The 15,780-nt window shown below is 72.7% G+C and carries 10 protein-coding genes; 4 read left to right on the top strand and 6 right to left on the bottom strand.

All coding sequences use genetic code 11. The annotated features are described in order from the left end of the window. Positions 1–6: 6 nt before the first annotated feature. Positions 7–315, top strand: coding sequence for a 4a-hydroxytetrahydrobiopterin dehydratase (locus ACIQZO_RS05250; RefSeq protein WP_403620346.1), 309 nt, complete (start codon positions 7–9; stop codon positions 313–315). Positions 316–362: 47 nt separating this feature from the next. Here the strand turns inward: ACIQZO_RS05250 and ACIQZO_RS05245 are convergent, their stop codons facing one another. From ACIQZO_RS05245 to ACIQZO_RS05235, 3 genes are all read right to left on the bottom strand, one after another. Further along, positions 363–731 carry a hypothetical protein gene (locus ACIQZO_RS05245; RefSeq protein ID WP_403620344.1) on the bottom strand — a complete coding sequence of 123 codons (369 nt, stop codon included), beginning with the start codon at positions 729–731 and terminating at the stop codon, positions 363–365. A 199-nt stretch (positions 732–930) separates the two neighbouring features. Next, positions 931–3,531, bottom strand: a complete 2,601-nt coding sequence (gene rph, locus ACIQZO_RS05240) for a rifamycin-inactivating phosphotransferase (RefSeq protein ID WP_403620341.1) — start codon at positions 3,529–3,531, stop codon at positions 931–933. 171 nt (positions 3,532–3,702) lie between these two features. Further along, the gene (locus tag ACIQZO_RS05235; protein ID WP_403620338.1) at positions 3,703–7,098 is read right to left on the bottom strand and encodes a BTAD domain-containing putative transcriptional regulator; all 3,396 of its coding nucleotides are present in this window, start codon (positions 7,096–7,098) and stop codon (positions 3,703–3,705) included. Positions 7,099–7,265: 167 nt separating this feature from the next. On the opposite strand from ACIQZO_RS05235, the gene ACIQZO_RS05230 reads away from it, so the two are divergent. Continuing rightward, positions 7,266–7,982 (top strand): hemerythrin domain-containing protein, encoded by a 717-nt coding sequence (locus ACIQZO_RS05230; RefSeq protein WP_403620335.1) that lies wholly within the window; start codon positions 7,266–7,268, stop codon positions 7,980–7,982. Beyond that, positions 7,979–8,917, top strand: coding sequence for a pyridoxamine 5'-phosphate oxidase family protein (locus ACIQZO_RS05225; RefSeq protein WP_403620332.1), 939 nt, complete (start codon positions 7,979–7,981; stop codon positions 8,915–8,917). The genes ACIQZO_RS05230 and ACIQZO_RS05225 overlap by 4 nt, the downstream gene beginning before the upstream one ends. 156 nt (positions 8,918–9,073) lie before the next feature. Here ACIQZO_RS05225 and xdhC read toward each other — a convergent pair whose 3' ends face one another. The 3 genes from xdhC to ACIQZO_RS05210 are packed head-to-tail and all read right to left on the bottom strand — an operon-like array spanning position 9,074 to position 13,837. Further along, positions 9,074–9,976, bottom strand: coding sequence for a xanthine dehydrogenase accessory protein XdhC (xdhC, locus tag ACIQZO_RS05220; RefSeq protein WP_403620904.1), 903 nt, complete (start codon positions 9,974–9,976; stop codon positions 9,074–9,076). A gap of 1 nt (position 9,977) precedes the next feature. Beyond that, positions 9,978–12,377: a xanthine dehydrogenase molybdopterin binding subunit gene (xdhB, locus tag ACIQZO_RS05215; RefSeq protein WP_403620329.1), complete on the bottom strand. Its 2,400-nt coding sequence runs from the start codon at positions 12,375–12,377 to the stop codon at positions 9,978–9,980. After that, positions 12,374–13,837: a xanthine dehydrogenase small subunit gene (locus tag ACIQZO_RS05210; protein WP_403620326.1), complete on the bottom strand. Its 1,464-nt coding sequence runs from the start codon at positions 13,835–13,837 to the stop codon at positions 12,374–12,376. Before ACIQZO_RS05210 ends, xdhB begins: the two co-directional genes overlap by 4 nt. A 652-nt stretch (positions 13,838–14,489) precedes the next feature. On the opposite strand from ACIQZO_RS05210, the gene ACIQZO_RS05205 reads away from it, so the two are divergent. Further along, positions 14,490–15,719, top strand: coding sequence for a serine hydrolase domain-containing protein (locus ACIQZO_RS05205; protein WP_403620324.1), 1,230 nt, complete (start codon positions 14,490–14,492; stop codon positions 15,717–15,719). The last annotated feature ends 61 nt before the right edge of the window (positions 15,720–15,780 follow it).

Below are 15,780 nucleotides of genomic sequence, written 5' to 3'. Positions count from 1 at the left end.
GTGGGTGTGCCGGAGCCGTTGACGCACGAGCAGATCGCCGAGCGGCTGGCCGGGCTGCCGGGCTGGGAGCAGGACGGCGACGCGATCACCCGCACGTTCGAGATCCGCTACCACGCGGCCGTGGCCGCGATCGTCACGATCGCCGACCGATCCCGGCGGATCCAGCACCATGCTGATCTCGACCTGCGCATCGACCACTTGCGTGCGTCTGTCACCACGCACGACGCTGGGAACCGGCTGACCGCGGCCGACTTCGACCTCGCCCAGCGCATCGACGCGATCGTTGCCGCGCACCAGGCGCTGCCGCTCGACTGACCCCGGACGCACGAAAGCGCCCCCGAAGGCGAGAGGGGGCGATGTGCTCAAGCGGTCAGTTCCTGGATCGCGGCAACGACCCGGGACGCGAGGTAGGTGTGGCCGGCGTCTGTGGGGTGCGTCGCGTCGGTTCCGATGCAGGTGTCGGCGTTCCCCGTGCCGGTCGTCGCGCCCACGCGCCCGGTGCCGGTGATCCATGGCCCGTGCGTCGCGACCAGCGTCCCAGCGCTGCTGTAGACGCTGCCGGTGATCGGCGAGACGAACACCAGCCCGGCGGCGGCCGCCGCGGCCCTGAGTGTTGCATCCGTGTTCGTCAGCGACTGTGTGCCGACGCTGGTTGCCGCGATGGTCCACGGCGCTGCGCTGGCCAGGTCCTGGACGGCGCCGTCGGAGATCCGTACCTCCGCGGTGCGCATCGGGCCGCCGTCCAGGCCAGCCGTTCCCGCGGGCCCGGTGGAGCCCGCTGCCCCCGCCGTTCCGGATGTTCGCCGCCGAGAACGTCCGGCCGGACCAGGGATGCGGCCCCGGCCGGTGGCAGCCGGCCGGGGCCCCTGGGCCCGGGGCCCGTGCGGTCGGTCAGGGCGGTTGGTCAGGGAGGTCGGCCAGGGCGGTTGGTCAGGGCAGGATCTCGATGTACCCGTCGCTCCCGTGCACCCGGATCCGCTGCCCGTCCCGGATCAGCCGGGTGGCCCCTTCCACGCCCACGACGGCCGGCAGGCCGTACTCCCGGGCGATCACCGCGCCGTGGGTCATCAGGCCGCCCACCTCCGTCACCAGCCCCGCGATGCCGACGAACAGCGGCGACCAGCTGGGATCCGTGAAGGCCGTGACCAGGATGTCGCCCGCTTCGAGGTCGGCCTCCGCCATGTCGAGGACGATACGGGCCCGGCCCTCGACGGTCCCGGCGGACACCGGTACGCCGACCAGGGCGCCGGCCGGTACGTCGTCGCGGCGGTACGACCCGGTCAGGGCCTCACCGTCCGAGGTGAGCACCCGGGGCGGGGTGAGCGCGTGGTACGCCCGGAACGCCTCCTCGCGCTGCCGGACGAGCTGCCGGTCGGCCGGCCGGTTCGAGCGCACGACCTCGTGGAGTTCCTGGAAGGTGAGGTGGAAGACGTCCTCCCGCTCGGCGATCACGCCCGCCGCCACCAGGCGGTCGGCCTCCGCCATCAGGGCCCGCTTGTAGACGAAGTAGCGGCTGATGATGCCGTACTTGGGGTACTCCCGGTACCCGATGAAGGTGCGGACCCGGTCGATCATCCGCTTGGTCTCGTCGGCCTTCCGGTCCCCGTCCGGCAGGGCGCGCAGACGTGACAACACGTCCTGTTCCTTCTGCAGGGCCTTGCGCCGCCCCTGCTCGAAGCGCCGTTCGGCGGCGCCCGGCCCGAAGTTGCGCACGTTGTCGAGGATCACGGGCACCAGCGTGTCGGGGCGCTCGCGCCAACGCGGCCTGGTGATGTCGATCTCGCCGACACAGCGCATGCCGTACCGGTCGAGGTAGGCCTCGATCGCGTCGCGCGCCTCGGTCCCGCCCGCGAGCTTCGTCAGCCCGTCCAGGAAACTCTCGTCCTCCACGCCCCGCAGGAACGCGACCACCTCCGGCAGCGGGCGAATCACGTCCGCGACGTCGAGCAGGGCCAGTCCCATCTCCGACGTGATGTTGTCGGGGGCGGACAGCGTCAGCGTGTCGGCCGCGTTCTTCTCACCCAGCCACTGCGCCAGCCTGTCGTTGAGCCACCAGGTGGCCTCCATGCCCGCCATGATCGCCTGAATGCTCACCGGATCGCCGAGGACCCGCTTGTGCTCCTCGAAGGCCTCCAGCAGGAAGTCGAACAGCTCCGGTCCGCTCTTCGTACGGATGTCGCGCTCCAGGGCGGCGATGGACTCCCGGCTGCGCTCGATCAGCCCGGTGACGACGGCCGGATCGGTCTCGATCGGGGCGGGCGCACCGCCGGCCGGCGGCCCGCCGGTGCCCCTGTCCGGGAGCGACGGGACGAAGTCCCCGCGATCGAGGACGCTCTCCAGAGCGTCCCTGACCAGCGGATCGCCCTTCCCGAGGGCGTCCAGGAGGCCGGCGCGGCTCGCGGGCGAGGCCAGGCGGCCGGTGACGTCCACGAACAGCCGACCGCCGGCCTCGTGCATCGCGACCATGGCCGTCAGCTGCCACATCGAGAACCCCAGCGCCTTCATGGGGTCGGTCATCATCTGCCCGTGCCCGACGGAGACATAGACGTGGTTCTCCTCGTCCTCGCGTCGCGGGACGGGGAACAGCGTCGTGATCGGCCGGCTCTGCACGATCCGGAAGTCGTCCTCGACCAGGCACCATTCGATGTCCTGCGGCCGGCCGAAGTGCGCCTCGATCCGCCGCCCGAGCCGCGCCAGCCGTACGACCTGCGCATCCGTCAGCGACGGCTGCTCCTGCCGCTGCGCGTCGATCGCGACCTCCCGCGTACCGCCGGCCGGCAGGGCTGTCACGGCACGCTGTTTGGCGGCGATCGCCCTGGCGACCACCTCGTCGTCCCGCACCCTGAAGACGTCCGGGTTCACCAGGCCGGAGACCAGGGCCTCGCCGAGGCCGAGGCCGGCGTCCACGGTGGAGACCTTCCGGTCGCCCGAGACGGGGTCGGCCGTGAACAGGATTCCGGACGCGTGCGGGAAGGCCATCCGCTGCACCACCACGGCCATGTGGACCGCACGGTGGTCGATACCGGCCCGCCGGCGGTAGACCACGGCCCGCTCGGTGAACAGCGAGGCCCAGCATTGGCTGATGTGCCGGAGGATCGCCGCCGGCCCCACGACGTTCAGGTACGTGTCCTGCTGGCCGGCGAAGGAGGCGGTCGGCAGGTCCTCCGCCGTCGCGCTGGAGCGGACCGCGTAGGCATCCTGCTCGCCGAACCGGGTGAGCCCACCGGTGATCGCCGCCGCGAGATCGTCCGGAACGGCGATCCCTTCGACGGTACGGCGGATCCGCGCGCTGAGCGTGCGGATCGCCTCCCGGTCGTCCGGGTCCACGCGCGACAACCGATCGAGCCGTTCGTCGATCGACGGCGCCCCCGCCATGATCCGCCGGAAGGCGTCCGTCGTGACGCAGAAGCCGTCCGGCACACGGACGCCTTCGATCCGCGACAGCCCGCCCAGCTGCGCGCCCTTGCCGCCGACGACCGCGACCTGCGTCTCGTCGACCTCGCGAAGGTCCCGCACGTACTGCTCGTTCACTGCTCTACCTCCGAGGCGGTTGTGGCTTCGGTCGATGATTCTGAGCCCTCCCCCGGGTCTTGCGGCAAGCCCCCCGGCGCGCTATAACTTGAGAGTGGCAAGGAGAGTTCTCTCCTTGCCTTTCGTCGTTTCCGGCCCCCGGAGGGGCGGGACACCCCCCGCAGCGCACCGTCACAGGGCGAAGGTGCGCCGCCGATCGAACTCCGCCGCCATGGCCGCCGCGGCACGGCGTGCGGCGGCGGCATGGTGGGGCGCGCTCCAGGCACGGGCGACACGTTCGGCCAGCGCGTACGCGTCGGCGGCCGCCCCGTGTTCGCCCAGGAGGCGGTGCAGGTCGGCCAGGGGCTGGGCGAGTGGGCGGGTGGCGTACGCGGCGCCCGCGGCGCCGGCGAACTGGCCCCGGACCGGCAGCAGATGCCCGATCAGCAGGGCCGCCGCATCGGTGTCGGCGTGCAGGACCGCCAGTTCGCTGCGGTAGTCGAGCTCGATGCCGTAGAGGTGGTCCGTCACCGGTTGCGGCGCGAAGCCCACCTCGCGTGCCTCGTCCAGCCGGCCCCGGCGGGCCAGGACCAGGGCGTGCGCCACGGCGACGGGTGCGCCGACGGCCTCGTGCACCTCGCGGACACTGCGCTCTATGTCGGCCGTCCGCCCCTGGGTGAAGCGGATGGTCCACAGGCCGAGCGTGCGCGGGCCGGTGGCGTGGTGCGTCCCGACCCGCTGGAACAGCTCGTCCGCCTGGGCGTACCGTTCCTCCGCCTCCGTGAACCGCCCGGCGATGGCGGCGAGCATGGCCCGGGTCGTGGCGTTGACGGCTTGGGCCCACAGCATCCCGTAGCGGTGCGCGAGGTCCAGGCCCTGCGCCGTGTGCCGGTGGACGGCGGCGGGGTCGTTGCGGACGGCTGCCGTCATGGCGTCGAGGTGCTCGCACACCCAGCGGTGGGCGGGCAGGTCGTGCTCCGCGGCCAGATCGCGCAGTTCGGCGACGAGCGGCGGCCGGGCGGCGCCCTGCAGTTCGTGCGGCAGAAGCTTGGCCGAGGTCATCAGGGCGGAGGCCAGCAGCCGCGGTCCACCGACGGAGCGGGCCAGCGCCAGCTGGGCGCCGGCCGCCTCGCGGGCACGCGGGGCGTCCTCGCCGGCCACGGCGTCCGCGAGGACCTGGAGCACGCGGGCACGCGTCGCCCCGTCCAGGGCGCGGTCCCGGGCGAGCCGTTCCAGACGGGCCAGCGCGGTGCGGTCGAAGAGGCCGTCCAGCCGGCTGCGCCAGGGCGAGGGCTCGGTCCAGGCTCCGTAGACCGCTGCCACCAGGTCGTCGCGATGGGCCCGTACCGCGAGGTCCACCGCCCGCTCACGGGTGTGCCGGGCCGCGTCCGTGGCACCGGCGCGCAGTTGCGCGCCGAGCAGGCGCATCAGGAGCGCGAGGGTGGAGTCGGGGTCCGCGTACGGGTCGGCGGTCGCGGCGCCGTGCACGTCCAGCGCCTGTGCGATCAGTCCGACCGCCACGTCGTGCGCGTACCTGCGCTCCGCCAGCTCGGCGGCGCGCAGGGCGTATTCGACGGCCAGCGGGGCGTTGACGGTGCTGCCGGAGCGGGCGAAATGGTGGGCGAGCGCGGTCAGGTCCTCGGGCCGCTGCCGGTGCAGCGTCCGGGCGATGCGGTCGTGCAGGCGCGAACGCCGCACGCCGGACAGGTCGGTGTAGACGGTGTCGCGTACCAGGGCGTGCACGAAGCCGACCCGGCCGGGCCCCGGTTCGGTCAGCAGGTCCGCGGCGAGCGCCGCGTCGAGTCCTTCGAGCACGGTCTCCTCGTCCGCGTCGGACGCGTCGACCAGCAGGGCGACGTCCGTCTCGACTCCCACGGCGGCGGCGAGCCGTACGGCCGCCAGCGCGGCGTCGGGCAGCAGGGCCAGGCGTCTGCGCAGGACGTCCCGGACGCCCTGGGGTACCTCGGAGAGCGCCACCAGCGCGCCCTCGCTGTCGAGCAGCCGCGCGCTCTCCCAGACGTAGAACGGATTGCCGCCGGTTCGTGCCGCGATCGTGGCCACCGTGACCCTGTCCACGGGTTCGCGGCAGACGGCGCCGACGACGGTCGCCACGTCGCCCGCCGAGAGCCCGCCGAGGGCGATCCGGTGCGGCAGGCGCGGCGCGAGCCGGGCGAGGGTCTTGCCCAGCCCGTCCGTCACCTCGGCCGGGCGGTAGCAGGCCACAGTGAGCAAGGGCACCCCGGTGACCGCGGCCGCCGCCTCGAGCAGGGCCAGCGTCTCCCCGTCGGCGCGGTGCAGGTCCTCCAGCAGCACCGCGAGCGGCCGCCCGGCGGAGGCGGCGGCGAGCCATGCCGCGAAGGCGCGGTGCGTGCGGAAGCGGTCGGCTGCCGCCTCGTCCCGCGTGGCGGCGGCCGATCCCTCCGGCTCGTGCAGCAGAACGGCCAGGTCGGCCGCGTCCTCGGGCGGTACCTCCCGGGCGAGCGCGCCGAGCGCCTCCACCCATGCCCAGGCGGGCGGTGCCCCCTCGGACTCGGGGCAGCGGCCGATCACCACGGCCCAGCCCTCGCAGCGCAGCCGGTCCGCGAACCGGTCGAGGAAGGCGGACTTGCCGGCCCCCGCCTCGCCGGTGACCAGCAGCAGGCCGCCGGTCCCGCGGGCGGCCCGCGCCGCGGCGTCGGCGGTGCGGAGTTCCTCGCTCCGGCCGAGGAAGAGGGGCGACCGGCCGGCGGACACAACACCGTGCTCGCGGTCGTGGTCGTGGGCGGGCGGGGCGAGCTCCTGGCGCGGATCCGGTACGGCGGTGGCCGGCCGCCGCCGCGGCGGCACATGCGCGTGCAGGACGTCCAGCCGCTGCTCGAGAAGGGCGTGTTCCAGCTCGACCAGAGCCGGGGAGGGGTCGCAGCCCAGCTCCTCACGCAGCACCGCCCGGGCGCGGCGCAGTGCGGCGAGGGCGTCGGCGCGCCGCCCGCACGCCCAGTGGGCGAGCGCGAGCAGACGCCAGCCCTCCTCCCGCAACGGGTACTCGCCCACCAGGACCTCGGCGGCCGGCGCCGCCTTGACGGTGTGTCCGGTACGGAGGTCGACGGCCACCGCCAGCTCGCGGGCGTCCGCCCGCAGCGCGGCCAGCCGGGCCGCCTCGGGCCGGGCCCACGCTTCGTCGGCGTACTCCTGGAAGGCCGGGCCCCGCCACCGGGCCAGCCCCTCGGCCAGCAGCTCCCGCGCCTGCACGGCCGGCGCGCGCTGCGCCCGGTCCAGCCGGTCCTCGAACCGCCAGGCGTCCACCGCGTCCTGGGGGAGGTGCAGGGCGTACCCCGGCGCGGAGGTGACCAGGACCGTCGCGGGCGTGCGCGGCGGCCGGTCGGGTTCGAGCACGCGGCGCAGGTTGGACACGTAGGCGTGCAGTGACACCGTGGCCTTGGCCGGTGGGGTGCCACACCACAAATCCTCGGCGAGGCGGTCGACGGACACCACCGTCCCGCGGGCCGCGAGCAGGCAGGCGAGCACGGCTCGCTGCCGCGGGGCTCCCAGGGGGACCGGCGTTCCTCTCACCTCGGCGTCCAAGGAGCCCAGTACTCGTATGCGCAACACGTCGGGGAATCTACCGGAGACGGCGAAAACGATGTGTCGACGAAGGGTGAACGACCAGGTCGCAGGCATGCCCGCGGATCCGCCAAGCCAACACCAAGCGGGAGCGGGCAGCTTGGCCACGTTCATTTCCCCGCATGTGATCCATGGAGCGAGCGAGCGTGTCCCGCGTGTCCCCCAGCACCACCCCCGAACGACCCCACACCCACGAAATGGTCGTGGTCCACCGCGTCTTCCGCCGCGAGTCGGCCCTGCTGCCACGCTTGGTCCGGGCCGTTCCGGACGGCGGGACCGCCCGCGCCGCCGAGGTCGGAACACACCTGGCCGAGTACATGGCGGGACTGCACCACCATCACATCGTCGAGGACGAGACGATCTGGCCGCTGCTGCGCGAGCGCGCCGCCGACCAGGAGCTCGTCGCACGGATGGAGGAGCAGCACGCCGGGATCGACACGTGCACCGCGACGGTCACCGACCGCGCGTTCCAGTGGCGGCGGACCGCCGACCGCGGGGCGGGCGAGCGGCTCGCACTGGCGCTGGAGGAGCACCGTGCGGCGCTCCTCGAACACCTCGACGACGAAGAAGGACTGGTGCTGCCCCTGGTGGCGGACCACCTGACCGTCGCCGAGTGGGACGCGGTCGGGCGCCGCGGACTGGAGAGCGTCCCCAGGAACAAGCTCATGCTCGCGCTCGGCGCCCTGCTCGAAGACGCGACCCCGCAGGAGCAGGCCTACTTCCTGGGCCGCGCCCCGTTCATCGGGCGCCTGCTGTGGAAGGCGATCGGCCGCCGTCAGTACACCGCCTCCTGCCGCGCCCTGCGGGCCCCGCTCGCCGGGGACGCGGCCGCCGGGATCGGCGCCGAGCACGACGGGGGTGCGGGACGATGAACGTACTCGACTCCGCCCCCGCGGCCCTGGACGCGTACCGGACCTGCGAGTTCGTCACCCTCGGCAGGAGCGGGACCCCGCTGGCCTGGCCCACGGCAGTGGCGCGCCGCCCGGACGGGACCCTGCTGCTGACCACCTCGCTGGCCTTCGCGCAGAAGGCGCTGAACGTGCGCCGTGACGGCCGGGTCGCCCTGCTCTTCTCGGACCCCACGGGCAGCGGCCTCGACCCCGCCCCGCAGATCTTCGTAGCAGGCCGGGCCCGGTGCCCGGACGAGATCATGACCGGCCCGGAAGGAGCGGAGGCGTACTGGCGGATGCTCTTCGAGCGCCAGCCCCACAGCCGTGCGTACCTCGCCGCGCCGATGAGACCCCTGATGCAGTGGTACTACCTACGGCTCCTCATCACCGTCGAGCCCGAGCGGCTGGTCGTACGGCCGTCCCTGGCGGCGCTGTCGGGACCGGGCGCCCGGGCGGCCGTGACCGGCAACGAGGCGCTGCCCGGGGCGGTGCAGCTGAGCCGCTTCCCCACGGCCGTACTGGCGGCCCTGGACGCCACCGGGTCTCCGCTGCTCGCCCGGACCCGGCCGCGGCCCACCCCGGCCGGCTATCTGGTGGACGTGCCGTCCGGCTGTGCCGTCGAACGAGGTCCGGCCACCCTGCTGGTGCACCGGCACGACGAGCGGCTGAACCACATGTACAACGCGTCCGTCCGCGGGGACCTGCGCCGGACCGACGCCGGCTGGTTGCTGGTCCCGTCGGCGGTGGTCGAACCCATGGGCTCGGGACGGCCGACCGACGCGTTCCGCGTCCTGCGCCACACGAAGCGCTCCACCGACCGCTACCTGGAGCGCCGAGGACTGGACCGGCCGAAGGTGCGGTGGGACCGGTTCCGTGCCCTGGCGAAGGCCGCGGCGCAGGGGGAGGGGACTTCGTGAGCATCCTGATGACCCGTCTCGTCTCCGCGCTCACGGGTGTGCGGAGACGCACCGCACGGAACCTCCCCCGGACACCGGCCGGCGAGGCCCGCATGCGGCAGGTGATGCGCTCGCCGCATCACTGAGCCGGCGAACCGTGCCGGCTCAAGCGGCAGTTCAGGCCATGGCCACCGGGTCCGGCAGCGCTGCCACCGGGTCGGGTAGCGCGTCGACGGGGTCGGATAGCGCTGCCACCGGGTCGGGCGGGGCCCAGGGGCGGTCCTGCTCGAAGGTCCGGAGCAGGTCCGCCGCCACGCTCACCGCGATCGTGGCGGGTTCCTTACCGGAGATCCCGGCCACTCCGATCGGGGTCTTGATCCGGTCGATGGCGGCGGCCTCGTGGCCGCCCTCGGTGGCCAGCCGCTGCCGGAACCGCGCCCATTTCGCGGACGAGCCGATCAGGCCGATCGAGCCGAGGCCGGCGGTGCGCAGGGCGGCGTCGCACAGCGCGGCGTCCTCGGCGTGGTCATGGGTCATGATCAGGACGTGCGCGCCGGGCGGCAGCTCGGCGAGCACCTCTTCCGGAAGCAGCGGCGTGTGGTGCACGTGGATCTGCGCCACCGCGTCCGCGAGCACGCCCAGCCGTTCGTCGGTGAGCATGTCGGGGCGGGAGTCGGTCAGGTGAAGGTCGAGGTTGTGCCGGGCCAGGACGCGCGCCAGCTCCAGTCCGACATGCCCGACGCCGAAGACCGCCACCGCTTGGACCACCGGCAGCGGTTCGAGCAGCACGGTGACGGCTCCGCCGCAGCACTGCACGCCGTGCCGGCCGGTGACCTTGTCGTTGAGGGCGAACTCCATCAGCTCCGGTTCCGGATCGGCCGCGCCGGACAGCTCGCGCGCCCGATCGATGGCGACGGCCTCGATGTTGCCCCCGCCGATCGAACCCCAGGTCTCGGTCCGTCCCACGACGAGCTTGGCACCGGCCCGGCGGGGCGCGTGGCCGCGCACGGTCGCGACGGTCACGAGCACGCCGGCCTCCCGGCGTGCCCGCAACCGCGCGACCGCGGCCACCCAGCCCATGTCAGGCATGACTCACAGCGCTCGCGCCGTCGGTGACCGAGCCGGCGCCGGGCGTGTGAGCGTCGTGGCGCGCGCCGCCTCCGCGGACCCGTTCGATCGCCCAGTACACCGCCTCGGGCGTCGCCGGGGAGGCGAGTTCCACGCTGACTCCGCCGGGCCCGAACGCCGCGGCGGCCTGCCGCAGTGCCTCTCGTACAGAGAAGGCCAGCATCAGCGGAGGCTCACCGACCGCTTTGGACCCGTAGACCGCGCCCTCCTCCGTGGCGTTCTCCAGCAGCCTGACGTTGAACTCCTCGGGCATCTCCGAAAAGCTCGGCAGCTTGTAGGTGCTCGCGGCCTGGGTCAGCAGCCGGCCCCGGTCAGGCCCGTCGCCGGCGTCCCACCGCAGGTCCTCCAGCGTCAGCCAGCCCGCGCCCTGTACGAAACCGCCCTCGACCTGACCGATGTCGATCATCGGTGAGAGGCTGTCGCCGACGTCGTGCACGATGTCCACGCGTCGGATCCGGTACGCGCCGGTGAAGCCGTCCACCTCCACCTCGGCCGCGGCGGCGCCGTAGGAGAAGTACTTGAACGGCGAGCCGTGGAAGGCCTTCGCGTCCCAGTGCAGGCCTTCGGTCCGGTAGAAACCGGCCGCGGACAGCTGGACCCGCTGGAAGTACGCGGTGCGCACCAGGTCGTCCCAGGCCAGCTCCTTGTCGTTGCCGAGGACGCGCGCGACGCCCTCGACGATGCGCACGTCCGAGCCGTTCGCGCCCAGCTGGGTGCCGGCCACCTGGAGCAGGCGCTCGCGGATCTGCTCGCAGGCGTTCTTCACCGCGGCGCCGTTGAGGTCGGCCCCCGCACTGGCCGCGGTGGCGGAGGTGTTGGGCACCTTGTCCGTGCGGGTCGGGGCCAGCCGCACCTTGTGCAGCGGGATGCCCAGCGTGGTCGCGGCCACCTGCAGCATCTTGGTGTGCAGGCCCTGCCCCATCTCGGTGCCGCCGTGGTTGATCAGGACCGAGCCGTCCTTGTAGACCAGCACGAGCGCACCGGCCTGGTTGAAGGCGGTGAGGTTGAACGAGATCCCGAACTTGATCCCGGTGATCGCGAGCGCCCGCTTGGTGTGCGGGTGCGCGGCGTTGAAGGCCTCGACCTCGCGCCTGCGATCGGCGAGGGCCGCGTCGTCGTGGACCTGCCGCCAGACGGCCCGGATCCGTTCCGGGTGCAGGACCGGCTGACCGTACGGCGTGGACTGGCCCTGCCGGTAGAAGTTGCGTTCGCGCAACTGTGACGGGTCCAGGCCGAGCAGCGGTGCGCACCGGCCCAGGATGTCCTCGATCACGAGCATGCCCTGGGGTCCGCCGAAACCGCGGAAGGCGGTGTTGGAGACCTTGTTGGTCCGGGCGATGCGGCCGGCGATGCGCGCGTGGGGGATCCAGTAGGTGTTGTCGATGTGGCACATGGCGCGGGCCACCACCGGCTCGGAGAGGTCCAGGCTCCAGCCGCCGTCCGCGGTCAAGGTGGCGTCCAGGGCCTGGATGCGGCCCTCGGCGTCGAAGCCGATCTTCCACGTGGCGTGGAACCCGTGGCGCTTGCCGGACATGGTGAGGTCCTGGGTCCGGTTGAGCCGCACCCGGACCGGCCGGCCGGTCAGCCTGGCGCCGAGCGCGGCGACGGCCGCGAACCCGTGCGGCTGCATCTCCTTGCCGCCGAAGCCGCCGCCCATGCGCAGGCACTGCACGGTCACCTCGTGGCTGTGCAGACCGAGGACGTGCGCGACGATCTCCTGTGTCTCCGACGGATGCTGGGTGCTGCTCTGGACGAACATCTGCCCGTTCTCGTCGACGTGCGCCAGCGCCGCGTGCGTCTCGAGGTAGAAGTGCTCCTGATCGGAGAACTCGAACTCCCCGCTGAACACGTGCGCCGAGTCGCCGAAGCCGGCGTCGACGTCCCCGCTCAGCATCACGGGCCGGGCGCCGTGGAAGCTTTCCGCCGCGATCGCTTCCCGCAGGGTGATCAGGGAGGGCTTCTCGTCGAGGTCCACCTCGACGGCCGCCGCACCGAGCCGGGCCGCCTCCAGGGTCTCGCCGAGCACCCAGGCGACGGCGTGGCCGTGGAACATGACCTCGTCCGGGAACAGCGGTTCGTCGTGCTTCATCCCGGCATCGTTCACGCCGGGCACGTCGGCGCCGGTCAGTACGCGGACCACACCGGGCACGGCGAGCGCGGGCGCGGTGCGCAGGGCGGTGATCCTGCCGTGGGCCTTCATGACCTGGACCGGATGGGCGTGCAGCACGTCCTTGGTGCGATGGACCAGGTCGTCGGTGTAGAGCGCGGCGCCGGTGACGTGCAGGGTGGCGCTCTCGTGCGGCATCGAAACCCCGACGACGGGCTTCGCGGGGCGATCGGACAACTGGCTCATGACGACACCGCCTCGGTGGTCCGCGCGTACAGTTTCAACAGGCTCTGGCCGAGCATCGCGGAACGGTAGCCGGCGCTGGCACGGTGATCGTCCATCGGCGTGCCCTGGGCCCGCAGCACCCGAGCGGCGGCCTCGACGGTCTCCGCCGCCCACGGCCTGCCCTCCAGGGCCGCTTCGGCGGCGAGGGCGCGGATCGGGGTGGCGGCCACGCCGCCCAAGCCGATGCGTGCCGTGCGGACCGTTCCGTCCTCGATGTCGAGGGCGAGGGCGATCGCCACGCTGGAGATGTCGTCGAAGCGCCGTTTGGCGATCTTGTGGAAGGCGGTGACCCGTGCCAGCGGCAGCGGGATGCGTACGGCCCGGATCAGCTCGCCGGGACGGCGCACGCTCTGCCGGTATCCGGTGAAGTAGTCGCAGAGGGGGACCTCGCGCTCGCCGTCGGCGTGGGCGAGCACCACCGACGCCTCCAGCGCGAGCAGTACCGGCGGGCTGTCACCGATGGGGGACCCGGTACCCAGGTTCCCGCCGAGGGTCGCGCTGTTGCGGATGAGCCGCGACGCGAACTGCGGGAAGAGCTCCGCCAGCAGCGGAACAGTGCCGTCGAGGCGGCGCTCGATCTCCGTGAGCGTCTGCGCCGCCCCGATCTCGATACGGTCGGACTCGACGCGCAGTGCGCGCAGTTCGGGCAGCCGGTCGACCGCGACCACGCACTTCTCGCGGCGGGAGCGGATGTTCACCTCCACGCCCCAGTCGGTGCTTCCGGCCACCACCACCGCGTCGGGTCGCTCGCGCAGCAGCCGCAGGGCCTCGGCGAGGGTGCTCGGCCGCAGGAAGGTGCTGTCGCCACGGGTGTACGCGGTGGCGACCGGTTCGGGCGGGGACTGCTCGCGCCGCTGCGCCAGGGCGTCGGCCTCGGGGGGCGTGCCGACGGCGAAGGCGGCATCGCGGATCGGGCGGTAGCCGGTGCAGCGGCACAGGTTTCCGCTCAGCGCGTGCAGGTCGAACCCGTTCGGGCCGTGCTCGGAGTCGTTGCCGTCGGCCGGGTCCGTGTGGGCGCAGCGGTCGGGCCGGTAGTACTCGGCGGCCATGCTGCAGATGAATCCCGGGGTGCAGTAACCGCACTGGGAGCCGCCGCGAACGGCCATCTCCTCCTGTACGGGGTGCAGGACGGCCGGTGTACCGGGCGCGCCGGCGGTGGCGAGTCCCTCGGAGGTGATGACCTCCTGGCCGTCGAGTGCCGCGACCGGGACCAGGCAGGCGTTGACCGCCACCCAGTCGGTGGGCCGGTTCACTCCCGGACGGGCCACCATGACCGAGCAGGCGCCGCATTCGCCCTCGGCGCAGCCCTCCTTGGTGCCGGTGAGACCGCGCTCCCGGAGGAAGTCCAGCACCGTGGTGTGGGGTGCGGCCGGTGCAATCGGTGTGTCTGTCCCGTTGACCGTGACCCGTGCCGCTACCACGGCACGTCCTCGCTTCGGCGGGTGATCGACATGACTATCCTGATCGCCATTTCAGGTGCTTTCTCTTTCGGCGGTCGCGGCTCGAGAACCCGGAGCGCGACACATCGGCACGCGACGGCGTGCCGTGGGTGGTGACAGAGACGGGAGGGTGCCGGGGCCGCGGACGGGCACGCCGGAACGAGGGCTGCTCAGCAGCCGTGCGCTATACGACCCGGAGCCCAGGCGATGCGGTGTGCGAGGCGAAGCAGTCCGGAGACGGTCGACATCCGGCTTCGCCTCCTTCCAGCAGCTCACGAGTGGGTGCGGTCGAAGTTACGTCGCCGCGGATTCATCGGTCAAGCAGATCCGGGTGGATTCCACGAAGATCGGCCGCTGTCCGGGGCGGATTTTCGTAGCGGAAACCAGTGGCCAGGTCGTCGTCGGCGGTGCTCGTGCCGCGGAGCCGGCCGGGTCGGGGGGCATCGCGCGCTCGCTCCGGAGCAGGGAGTTGCGGCGTGAGCGTTTGCCTTCATCTCATTGCAACGGAAGGTGCAGATTCCGTATGTGGAAAGGTGATTGATGGTCTTTGATCTTTGACGATTCAGTGAACGCAATGTATTGTCGCTGACGTTCGGCGAGAGCTGAACGCCGTTGACAACACAGGGGGTTCACGATGGGACAGGTACACAACGGCTTCTCCGAAGCGGGGCTGCGCCGGCTGCGCGAGGTGCTCAACCGGCATGTCGAGTCCGGGGGGATCCCCGGGCTCGTGGCCCTGGTGGGCCGCGGCGATCAGACGCACGTCGAAGCGATCGGGACGATGCGCCACGAGGGTGGCGAGCCGATGCGCCGGGACACGATCTTCCGGATGGCGTCCACGTCCAAGCCCGTCACGATGGCGGCGACGATGGTCCTGCTCGACGAGTGCCGGCTGCGCCTCGACGACCCGGTGGACCCGTGGCTGCCCGAACTCGCCGACCGGCAGGTGCTGAGGCGGATCGACGGCCCGCTGGACGACATCGTGCCGGCGCGACGGCCGATCACCGTACGGGACCTGGTCACCTCCACCTTCGGGCTCGGCATCGACCTGACGGCGATGGGCTCGCCGATCATGAACGCGATCTTCGAAGGGGGCGTCTTCAGCCAGGGCGCGAAGCCCCTGCCCGGGCCGGACGAGTGGATGCGCGACCTCGGCGCGCTGCCGCTGATGCGGCAGCCCGGGGAGCACTGGCAGTACCACCTCAGCCACGACGTGCTCGGCGTGCTCGTCGCCCGGGTCACGGGCCGGCCGTTCGAGGCCTTCCTGCGCGAACGCGTCCTCGATCCGCTGGGCATGAAGGACACCGGCTTCCACGTGCCCGCCGACAAGATCGACCGGCTGCCGCCCAGCTACGCCCCCAACCCGCAGACCGGGGAGTTCAACGTGTGGGACGAGGCGGTGGGCGGGCAGTACAGCGCACCTCCGTCGTTCCCGGCGGGAGGCGGCGGGCTGGTCTCCACGGCCGACGACTACCACGCCTACTTCCGGATGCTGCTGAACCACGGGCGGCACGGCGGCGAACGCATCCTGTCCCGGCCGGCCGTCGAGCTGATGACCACCAACTGCCTCACGCCCGAGCAGGAAGCCGCCCGGTCCACCCTCGCCCGCAACGCCGTGCACGTGTCCTTCGGCCAGGGGCAGCAGGGCGGCTGGGGCTTCGGGATGGCGGTGCGCACCTACCGCGGGGACTACGCGCCGGTCGGCCAGTTCGGCTGGGACGGCGGAACCGGCACCTCCGCGTACGGCGACCCCGAGAACCGGCTCACCGGAGTCCTGCTCACCCAGGTAGGACTGTCCGTTCCGGACCCGGCGCGGCTCGTCCATGACTTCTGGACCACGCTGTATCAGGCGATCGAGGACTGATCCCGAGTCGGCAGGTCCGGGACGCAGCCCCAACCGCCGGTACTCCGACAGCCGTTCGAGT

Origin of the sequence: Streptomyces sp. NPDC097617 (assembly GCF_044761485.1) — a bacterium.
Lineage (GTDB): Bacteria > Actinomycetota > Actinomycetes > Streptomycetales > Streptomycetaceae > Streptomyces.
Note: the sequence above shows the minus strand (reverse complement) of the source record. Positions and strands in the feature narration are given on the sequence as shown.